Annotated in this window: 8 protein-coding genes and 1 pseudogene; 4 read left to right on the top strand and 5 right to left on the bottom strand. The window is 41.3% G+C overall.

The features are described from left to right. Positions 1-27: 27 nt before the first annotated feature. From ACI2IW_RS08415 to pilG, 5 genes and pseudogenes are all read right to left on the bottom strand, one after another. Positions 28-960, bottom strand: a complete 933-nt coding sequence (locus ACI2IW_RS08415; RefSeq protein WP_404693352.1) for a CheR family methyltransferase — start codon at positions 958-960, stop codon at positions 28-30. A 110-nt stretch (positions 961-1,070) separates the two neighbouring features. Next, positions 1,071-2,357 (bottom strand): annotated as a pseudogene (locus tag ACI2IW_RS08410) (methyl-accepting chemotaxis protein); the annotation flags it as partial. Positions 2,358-2,660: 303 nt separating this feature from the next. Then, a complete protein-coding gene (locus ACI2IW_RS08405; RefSeq protein ID WP_160022438.1) occupies positions 2,661-3,191 on the bottom strand; it encodes a chemotaxis protein CheW in 531 nt (176 codons plus the stop codon). Between the two features lie 3 nt (positions 3,192-3,194). After that, complete coding sequence (locus ACI2IW_RS08400; RefSeq protein WP_057761573.1) at positions 3,195-3,557, bottom strand: PleD family two-component system response regulator; 363 nt, start codon at positions 3,555-3,557, stop codon at positions 3,195-3,197. Positions 3,558-3,733: 176 nt separating this feature from the next. Then, complete coding sequence (pilG, locus tag ACI2IW_RS08395; protein WP_057761576.1) at positions 3,734-4,111, bottom strand: twitching motility response regulator PilG; 378 nt, start codon at positions 4,109-4,111, stop codon at positions 3,734-3,736. A 686-nt stretch (positions 4,112-4,797) separates the two neighbouring features. On the opposite strand from pilG, the gene ACI2IW_RS08390 reads away from it, so the two are divergent. The 4 genes from ACI2IW_RS08390 (at position 4,798) to ACI2IW_RS08375 (ending at position 10,264) form a co-directional block, all read left to right on the top strand. Further along, positions 4,798-6,021, top strand: coding sequence for an efflux RND transporter periplasmic adaptor subunit (locus tag ACI2IW_RS08390; RefSeq protein WP_404693351.1), 1,224 nt, complete (start codon positions 4,798-4,800; stop codon positions 6,019-6,021). Between the two features lie 260 nt (positions 6,022-6,281). Then, positions 6,282-7,004 carry a response regulator transcription factor gene (locus ACI2IW_RS08385; protein ID WP_057761578.1) on the top strand — a complete coding sequence of 241 codons (723 nt, stop codon included), beginning with the start codon at positions 6,282-6,284 and terminating at the stop codon, positions 7,002-7,004. An 85-nt stretch (positions 7,005-7,089) separates the two neighbouring features. Continuing rightward, positions 7,090-9,237, top strand: coding sequence for an ATP-binding protein (locus ACI2IW_RS08380; RefSeq protein ID WP_404693350.1), 2,148 nt, complete (start codon positions 7,090-7,092; stop codon positions 9,235-9,237). 256 nt (positions 9,238-9,493) lie between these two features. Further along, positions 9,494-10,264, top strand: a complete 771-nt coding sequence (locus ACI2IW_RS08375) for a methionine ABC transporter ATP-binding protein (RefSeq protein ID WP_057761581.1) — start codon at positions 9,494-9,496, stop codon at positions 10,262-10,264. The last annotated feature ends 48 nt before the right edge of the window (positions 10,265-10,312 follow it).

Raw genomic sequence — 10,312 nt, 5'->3', positions numbered from 1 at the left:
TTTATCCTAACTCGTCTATGCACTAATTTAGGCACTAATTTTTTGCCACACATTAACCTGTGGGTGCGCAATGCGGCGCATATTTGAAGGACGCCAGAACAACGCCTCACCTGGAGCCAATATAATATATCCCTCTAACGCGCACTGCTCTGATAACCGTGCCAAAATATCACGCTGATCAAATTTACGAAAATATAGCAGCATGTTTTGGCAAATAATCACATTCTGAAGATGCGTAGTGGGTGGTTTTTGTTCAATAATATTGTGTACAGAAAAATTGACATGTGGCTGCAATACAGGCGCTACCTGCCAATTCTCCTTCATACTATTAGCCGCTTCTGGTGTGTCAGGCTTCGATCTGTTTAATGTACTCTTAGATGGCAGCGGCTGAACGAACGGCTGACACGATTGCGGGATTAAAGATTGCTGCCTGTTATCGTATTGCCCCAGTCGTGCACTTTTGATAGCCTCTTCGCTGATATCTGTCCCTAATATTTCATAGTTTTGACATCGCTGTGCGGCTAAGCTCATGGCCAATGACCAAGCTTCTTGTCCACTTGCGCAACCAACACTCCAAATACGAAACAAACTATCGATGTTGCCTGCTTTATGATGCTGCAATGCATACTTTGTGACAAAGTCGATAGAGGGTCTATGTCGAAAGAAGCGACTCTCATGAATGAGTACTTTATCTAGCAACTGCTGACGCAACCCATCATGTTTCGATAGTTGATACCATAATTGCTGAACGCTCAATCCGTTCGACATCGCAGTACAGTCGATTGCATTGGCCAGCCACTGTAGCTGTATGTCTGGCAGCACAAATCCAGTCTCTTGCTCTATGTACTTCTGCCATCGCTGCACATCCAAACTGTCGACTTTCATCAAAGTATTACCCAATGTCAAATCAACTGTATTAAGCAGATGATTTGGCTTATTAACGTTATTTAAGCTAGACAAATCACCTATTATGATTACGGCTTCTTTTTATCACTCTTACAACAGCAAATTTATTCAATACGCAGAACAATCAAATGCTGTCGATCTTGTCCTAAAAGGATAACTAATCATTAAACGCTTTCTTTCAATGCGCCTTCCGTATCTAACACTTCATAATCTACTAGCTCGTCGTCGTTCGATACCTTAAAGCCCGTTACCGATTCCTGTAGTGCTGCTGCCATTTCACTTAGCTCACCAATAGAACGGGCTGTTGCCATCGTTCCAGAAGAAGTTTGCGAGGTAATATCTTGAATGATGTTCATGGTGTGAGAAATGTGACCAGCAGACTCAGCCTGCTGTAATGCAGCGTTCGAGATGTTTTGAATCAAGTCAGCCAAGGTATTAGAAACGCTCTGTACTTCTTCTAGTGCTTCACCCGCATCTTTCGCTAAGCGTGCCCCGCGTACAACCTCAGAAGTTGTTGATTCCATCGACATAACTGCTTCGTTGGTATCGGCCTGAATGGTTTTTACCAATGTTTCAATCTGTTTAGTAGCATTAGCTGAACGCTCAGCCAGACGCTGTACCTCATCAGCAACAACCGCGAAGCCTCGGCCCGCTTCCCCTGCCATCGATGCCTGAATAGCAGCGTTCAATGCCAAAACGTTGGTCTGGTCAGCAATATCGTTAATTAGTCCAACGATATCACCAATCTCTTGCGAAGACTCACCAAGGCGCTTAATACGTTTTGACGTTTCTTGAATCTGGTCACGAATAACGTTCATACCTTCAATAGAGCGTTGTACAACTTCTGCCCCGTTATGAGAAATAGCAACTGAACGCTGGGCAACCGTTGCAGATTCTGCAGCGTTGTTTGAAACCTGATCAATCGAGACAGTCATCTCATTAATAGCGGCTGATACACCAGCAATTTCTTGTGCTTGGTGTTCAGAAGCTTCGGCCAGTTCAACAGCATTCATCTGCGTTTGATCTGAAGATTGCGATACTCGATCAGCAGTGCTGTTAATAACTAAAACCAACTGACGTAATTGGTCAATTGCAAAGTTGACTGAATCAGCAATCGCCCCTGTAAAGTCTTCTGATACAGTCGCATTGACTGTCAAATCACCTTCTGCCAAATCACCCAATTCATCAAGCAGACGTAAAATAGCGATCTGGTTACGTTCGTTTTCTTCTTGGATTTGACGCGCTCGCTCAGACTCAGCTTCTGCTTCTTGGCGACGACGCAAGGTTTCTTTTTCAATAAGCGATCGCTCTGATCCACCACGGTTTTTCAGCAGCTGGTACAAAGCAAACAGAATCCCTAATGCGCCGATTGCAAATACAGCCGCTGGCAAGATAACGGATTGATTGAAACTATCGAAATACTGACTTACTGATGATAGCGAATTAACTAGCCAAATCAGACAAGCCAAACTTAATAGAACAAAAAATCCTAACAATAGCTTCCAAGTACTATCAGCGTCTTTGCCATCTGCTGATTTTTTGTTCATACCAGCTACAGGTTTTTTTATCACATCACTCATCTTGCGTCTTCCTTTCAAACAGTCATCAAAGTCTAATTGTGGCTGACTTTGACAATCGTATTGTTATCTAAACAATGATTAGCAAAGCCTGTATAAATGCTGACATCAAACCCTATTATGTCAGTTGCTATTATTCTGTCGTTACTCAATAGACAGGTATTGTATAGTTAATAGCTATATCGCAGCATCTGAATACTGAGGATCCTGTGCGAGCAAACTTGGCATAAATACATACCAGTCTTGGTCGTTTTTGAAAAACTTGCCATGGTTATAAGGCGCAAATGGCGACTCTGGATCGATGGCTTCTGGACGATACTGTTCTTGTGTGAACTGTTCGATACCAAGTACTTGATCAACCAGCAGTCCTGAAAAGTTATTGTCATAATCAATGACGATAACTTTCCGTTGGCTCATTTGTGTCAAGCGACTAGGGACTTGCAAAAAATGCGACAGATCCGTCAAAGGCAATAGTCGCCCACGAATGTTGGCAATACCTAGCATCCATGGCTTTACTAGAGGTAGGCTAGTATATTCTGGCATAGATAATACCTCTGATACCTGACCCATAGGGGCAACTAAGCGCTGCCCACCAATTTCAAATACCACACCTTGCCAATCAAACTCTTGGCCACCGCGGCGACCGCTTTTGCGTGCGCGTGCCAAATCTGCTAAACGCAGAAGCTCGATAAATCCTCTAGAAGCCACAAGTTACTCCATCACTTTGCGAATCATATTGACCAATCCACTTTCATCAACTGGTTTGTTCATATATTCTTTGGCGCCTTGACGCTTGCCCCAAACTCTATCTGTTTCCTGATTTTTGGTACTGATCATGATGACAGGGATATGGGCAGTGGTTTTACCGCGGGTGATCTTACGCGTGGCCTGAAAACCATTCATTTCAGGCATTACCACATCCATCAAAATCACATCTGGTAAATGTTCAGCCGCCATCTGGCAACCCTGCTCACCATTGGTCGCTTCCAACACTTGAAAGTTGTTTTTGGCAAGCATATCGCGAAATTTCGCCATTTCTGATGGCGAGTCGTCAATGACTAAAACGGTAGTCATAGGAGGTTCCTTTAAGTTCTAAAATATCTGTGAAGATATATTGATATATGGTTCAGATAAAATGATCAAAAATGGTACTAAATCGACTGGTAGCCATTCTTTAATCATAGTTATTCAGTACTGAATAATCTGGAGCGATAATATCAATCACTCCCTGTAAGTCTATATTTATTCGATTAACGGTACTGATTAATAGCATCAAAAAGCTCATCTTTACTAAATGGCTTGGTCAGATACTCATCAGAACCCACAATACGACCACGTGCCTTATCAAATAGACCATCTTTAGATGACAACATGATTACCGGTTTATTAGCATAATCAGGGTTGTTTTTTATCAGCGCACAGGTCTGATATCCATCTAGACGTGGCATCATAATGTCGACAAAAATAATATCTGGATTGTTATCTACAATCTTTGCTAACGCATCGAAACCATCGATAGCGGTCACTACTTCACAGCCCGCTTTTTGTAATAAAGTTTCTGCAGTACGACGAATGGTTTTTGAGTCATCAATTACCATTACTTTTAAACCTTCAAAATTATTTTCCATTCTCATTGTCCTGTAAACGACTATTTGTTCGTAACGCTATCTAACAATACAAAATTTGCTTGGCTATTTTAAACTTTTATATCATCTCTTGTCAGATCGATATAAGTACCTACATTTGCATTGTCTGCGTTGAAATTTGTGATAACAGCGAATCTTCTACAATTGATGCCTACTGACTAATCGCGGTATCAATATAGCGTACTATACGCACTTTATTATTATTAATCTTACAAAATCTAGCGTTATTTGAGTGCTTTGAATAAGATAACTTACCCCGCGAATATCTAATAGAAAAGTCAAATATAACAACGATTCTAATTAACTATAAATCCATTTTCTAACATATAAATAGATTGAAATTTGAATTGAAGGTAGCGTTATTATATTTTTGTATTGTATATAACTGGCAATCATATTACTGGATAATTTTCATTTGTAATAAAAATGTATCAGTATATTTTATAGTGTTTGTTTTAGCATAGTTAGTATTACTTTTCCAGTAATTAGCAAAATTATGTTCGAACTCATTGGTATCACAAATAACTGTTTTTATCTATTAAAGGTATAACTTCAACTCTTCTCAATACTGAGTTATCAACTTTCTTAAGTTTAGTAAATATCTTACAGTCGTTCCACCGAGTTACAATTCACTATATAATGATATGACGATTACAATGGTGACTGTTATGACAGCTTCTAGACATTTAAGAAAAAGCCTCTATTTATTCAGCATACTATTTATCGCTGCTTGTCAGCCGTCACCTGTAAATGAATCGACTGTTACTGACATTGAAGCAGAGACCGCTGACACGCCACTTATCATCACAAGTGATAGTGTCACAATGACGCCAGAACATATCTTGAGTATCAAACCTTCAAGGTATCAGCCGAGTCTCGGATTACAAGGTAATATCGAACCTATCAAGCAGACCACATTTGTTGCGGTACATCCCATTCGTATAGAAGAGACACTGGTTAGTGAAGGTCAATGGGTAGAAAAAGGCACGCCATTGCTCGTATTTAGGCGTATAGGTACGGCTAGCAAAGCTGAAGGTTTGAATAAGCCTGAGCAAGTTAGTTTAGAATCAGGGGATGCTAATCAGAACAATCCAGAAAATACGCAAAACTCTGATTCTAACCCCGTACAAGCTGAGCCAGACACAGACATTGCTGTTGTAAGAAAAACTGATAGTAATAAAATGCTAGAAGCAAACTCTGCGATAGATACTAATAGCAATACCTCTACTAGTCAGGGTGCAGACGTTAATACTGCTAAACAAGATGTACAGTATAATTCGATTACCATTCATGCCAGTTTTTCGGGGCGGGTGGAAAACTTATCTGCTAGTGCAGGACAACAGCTAGCGGCGCGCGACTCTTTACTACAGATCAGTGATGAGACCAAGCTGCACTTTATGGCTACCCTACCTATACAAGCAAAACCACAGCTCTCAGTTGGTCAGACAGTCAATTTTACCGCCGAAGGTATCTCAGACAAGTTTACGGGACAGGTCAGCAAACTGGTATCGACCAGTCAGCCAAAAAAGCTTTTGGTCTATGTTAATGTCATCGACAACGAGGTTAGTCGCGATAAGTTATTACCAAATATGAAAGTCACAGGGCGCGTCAATTATGGTCAAATAGATGTAGGCACTATCGTACCTAAGCGTGCGCTACATGATGTAGACCTGACAGAGTTGCAAACTCCTCCTTATATGCCGCTACAACCATTGACTGCAAATGTTTGGATAATCGGCCAAGATCAGCGTCTAACGCGTCAACCTATTGAGGTAGTTGAATACGATCCTACTACGCAGCAGTATTTGATAGCAGGTGTGAGTAATGATAGCTTAATTTGTTTGGCTGACTTACCTGTTGATTCTAAAGGCAAAAAAGTCATTGTGTCATAATAGCTTATGCTGACAGTTACATTACGTAGAAACATTAACAAAGCTTCTCTTGTTTTGTAACAGCATAATTAGGCAATATGGCCCTACTATATATAGCATTATCCGAGTATTGAAATACTACTCGCATTTAATTATGCGCTATTCTGTATATTTGAAAACGTAGAGGCTTAATAGTTTAATTATTTATTATTACTAACAGCTCATCATTACCGAGAACGTTATACTTTTTATAAATCACAATAACAATTAGAGGACACCCCATGAGTAAGCAGATTTTATTGATTGAAGACGATCCAGATTTGGCTGAGCTGATCAGCGATTATTTGACCATGAACTATTATGATGTGCATCATGCTGGTCTTGGTCAAGAAGGTCTCGACTTATTAGACACCAAAGAGCGCGATATTGACTTGGTTGTATTGGATCTTATGTTACCTGATATGGACGGTATGCAAGTGTGTCAAAAGATTCGTGGCAACAAGAATAACATGACTAATAAAGTGCCTATTATTATGCTGACCGCAAAAGGTGATACAACCGATCGCGTGTTGGGGCTAGAGATGGGTGCTGACGATTATATCGCCAAGCCTTTTGAGCCACGTGAGCTTTTAGCTCGTATTCGTGCGGTTATTCGTCGTCATGAGCAACCAAATCAAGCCGATAGCCAATCAGACAGCTTAACCTTTGGCCGTTTGAGTGTGTTCCCTGATAGTCATGAAGTCACTATCGATGACCAACCGGTACGTCTAACCACGCATCAGTTTCAGTTGTTACATTACTTTGCCACTCATTCTGGCAAGGTGTTGAATCGTGAGCAACTCTGGCAAGCGATGCCAAATGATGACAGCTCAGATAACATTGACCGTGCGATTGATGTACATATTTCACGTCTACGTGCTTTAATCGAAGACAATCCACGCCAGCCAAAGCGTATTATTACTGTACGCGGCGTCGGCTATCAATTTGCCACTGATCAGGTGTAATCATAAAGGATACCTAATTAGCTGACTCATGGTGTAAACTCTATATCATGAGTCGGTACAAGCGTTTAATAATAGAGATCGTTTAATGCAGCAATTGGGTTTTCGTTCCGTATTTGCCAAACTATTTGCCAGCGTTATGCTGGCACTTACGTTATTTGCTGTAGCAATGGTGCTGTTGACCCAACTTGTTCATGACAAAGACGCTGGTATTCGCTCAGAGATATTAGCCACGCAGATCTTGGGGCAAATCGATCCCTTCTTGCACGAATTGAATATCTCTATCAGCAAAGACAATCGTTTGCAGTCTCGTTTTATGCTGGCTGTCGTTAAGAAAAGCTTCGATATTTTTGATGAGTCACTGCAAGCAAAAATGGGATTGTATGACAGCGAAGGTCGGCTGCTCATGCAAACCGACAACAGTGACCTACCCCTAGAGCTTCCCCCTACTCCTTCTTTGTTCTCACGTGTTTTTCCATCACTTGCAGATACATCACCTACCAAGCAAGCCCAAGTGTATAGCAGTACAGGTTATACCTTACTGTATGAATCACGTCTCACGCCTAAAAAACCTGTCCTTTCTGCAGCCTTGAACTTGTTCACTGGTACGCTACTACTCTTGCTCATTATGGCAGGTGTACTATGGTTGATTGCACGGACGATGACATGGCGGATTGACCAGTTGAGCCAACAAATGACTCAGTTAGGTGACGGTGATTTTACTGTGCGAGTAAATGCGCGTGGTAATGATGAAATCGCTGCACTAGCACGCGGATTCAACCAAGCAGCACAAAAAATTGAACATTTAATTGATGCCAATAACTTGCTACTGGCACATGCTTCTCATGAGCTACGTACACCGATTACACGTATCCGTCTACAGATTGAGATGATGGATATGCTAGCTGGTGCGCTACCAACTGATACCAAAGCAAAGTTCGATAAACGGGCACAAGCGATCAATAGAGACTTGTCAGGTCTTAATGACTTAGTAGAAAGCATATTATTGGTTAGCCGTTTGGATGCGGGACATGCTTTACAGCAAGTTGAAAACCTAGATTTATACGATTTGGTAAACCAAGAACGTCAGCACTATCCTGAAGCCACATTGATTGGTGAGCACATCGTGATAGATGGTCAGTCATCAATGTTGACTCATTTGATTCGTAACTTACTTACCAACGCTATGCTACATGGCAAGCCGCCTGTTACGGTATTGCTATACGGTGTTCAGAGCATAGAAGAAGCTGGAACTGTGCCTGACTATCTATTACAAACAGTACTATGCAGCAGCTTTGTCGATTACAACAGTTTAGACTTTGACGATTATGAAGAAAATGCTGATGCCAAAGTAGTTGAGCACCAAGCTTCTAAGCATGAAGCTACTAGTTCGGTTGATAAAAATAAATCAGAAATGACTGACTCAATAGCAGAGCTACCAACGCCGACTATCTATAAAAACGGTGAAGATATAGCTGCTCACAATGAGAACAACGAGAACAACGAGAACAACGAGAACAATGATGAAGTCAGTATTGATAACGGCCTTTCAGATGAAAGCTTGATAGACAGTGCTAGCAAACCCCAACCTACTACTAGCGAATCATCACTGCTTGCTGACTATTACAGCTTTACCAGTGAGTTAACTGACAGAATTAAGAAAGTTATTTGGAAGGCTGTTCCAGACTCTACTGACCTTGCTAACGACGCCGATAATGCTAACAATGCTAACGTTACTGAAGTAGTATCAACAAAATCTATAAGCAACGTAGAAAGCGAGAATACTGGCACTCTTATAAACGATAATGCTCAGAAATCAGATAAATCTATTACTGATACCGCTATTAAAAATAATGGCTCAAATAATACAAAAGATGACGCCAAATCTAACAACTCAAACAGTGAAAACTCAGGCGCAGTCGTGCGTAAAGAAGGTTTGTTTGCTAAGCATATGAAAAAAGCCAAAACTGAACCCGAACGTCCACTGCCAAAATATGCTGTACTGGCTGTAATCGACGAAGGCACTGGCATCCCTGAAGGCAAACGAGAAGAAGTCTTTAGCCCATTTGTACGTTTGCAGCAGAAAAACAAAGGCTCTGGACTAGGGTTATCGTTAGTCTCACAAATCGTTACCGCTCATCAAGGACGCATTATTACAGATACGCTAAATGGTCATACTAGATTTTTGGTGACCATCCCAATTCATCATGACCCTCATTACAACTATCACGAGTAATCAATTCCCATCGTTATATAGATAGCTATCAAGCTATCGCCTTCACACTTGCCATTTTAACTGCTTATTCTTAATAGCTATTAATCATAAGCCGGACACGTATGTGCATATCCAAAGTGCCTGATAATATGCTATATTACCGCCCCTTATTATACGGTTATTGACTGTTGTCGTTTTGACAAGCTTCTTACATATTGAAAGAGGTCTGATGACGCGTTTTTGACCATTAAAAAATTTATTAAATTTTGAGCCCTCCATGAATGACATGATTGTCTTAAACGATGTGACCAAAAGTTTTTTAAGCGACCGATCAATCAAAGACAAAGACGGCAAACCACATTGGTTTACCGCTGTTGAGCCGACATCTCTGACTATCAAACAAGGCGAAATCTTTGGTCTAATGGGTTATTCAGGTGCAGGTAAATCTACCTTATTGCGCCTAATTAACATGCTTGAACGTCCAGATTCGGGTCAAGTCGTGATAGACGGTACTGACCTAACCACGCTGTCTGCCAGTGAGCTGCGTATTGCTCGTCATAATATCGGTATGATTTTTCAGCAGTTTAATCTGATGTCTAATCAAACGGTTTTTGACAACGTGGCATTTAACTTAAAAATCTCTGGTTATCCAAGTCGCGACATTCATAAGCGCGTTATGGACTGTCTTGCGATTGTTGATTTGACCGATCGTGCTGGTCACTATCCTGCGCAGCTATCAGGTGGACAAAAACAGCGTGTGGGTATTGCTCGCGCGATTGCACCGAGTCCAAAAGTATTGTTGGCCGATGAGCCAACCAGTGCGCTTGACCCTGCAACGACCCGTAGTTTGCTGACTTGTCTGCGCGATATAAATGAGCAGCTTGGCGTGACTATCGTCATCGTGACTCATGAAATGAGTGTTATTCGTAGACTTTGTGATCGCGCAGCGTTATTGCATCAAGGACAACTATTAGAAGTTGCGGATGTGCGAGACGGTTTGATTCAAGCAACCACCCCGATTGGCAAAGGCCTAGTCGTCGAGGACTAATGAGGCAGGAGAAATAGATATGTTAACTGGTACTGAATTATCCGCCTC

Source organism: Psychrobacter sp. NPDC078501 (assembly GCF_044900935.1).
Lineage (GTDB): Bacteria > Pseudomonadota > Gammaproteobacteria > Pseudomonadales > Moraxellaceae > Psychrobacter.
This window is presented reverse-complemented; position numbering and strand designations above follow the sequence as displayed.

What these genes read in the sequence shown, in the direction of transcription:
- ACI2IW_RS08390 (WP_404693351.1), top strand. Translation starts at nt 4,798, where the DNA reads ATGACAGCTTCTAGACATTTAAGAAAAAGCCTCTATTTATTCAGCATA.
- ACI2IW_RS08375 (WP_057761581.1), top strand. Translation starts at nt 9,494, where the DNA reads ATGAATGACATGATTGTCTTAAACGATGTGACCAAAAGTTTTTTAAGC.
- ACI2IW_RS08380 (WP_404693350.1), top strand. Translation starts at nt 7,090, where the DNA reads ATGCAGCAATTGGGTTTTCGTTCCGTATTTGCCAAACTATTTGCCAGC.
- pilG (WP_057761576.1), bottom strand. Translation starts at nt 4,111, where the DNA reads ATGGAAAATAATTTTGAAGGTTTAAAAGTAATGGTAATTGATGACTCA.
- ACI2IW_RS08385 (WP_057761578.1), top strand. Translation starts at nt 6,282, where the DNA reads ATGAGTAAGCAGATTTTATTGATTGAAGACGATCCAGATTTGGCTGAG.
- ACI2IW_RS08400 (WP_057761573.1), bottom strand. Translation starts at nt 3,557, where the DNA reads ATGACTACCGTTTTAGTCATTGACGACTCGCCATCAGAAATGGCGAAA.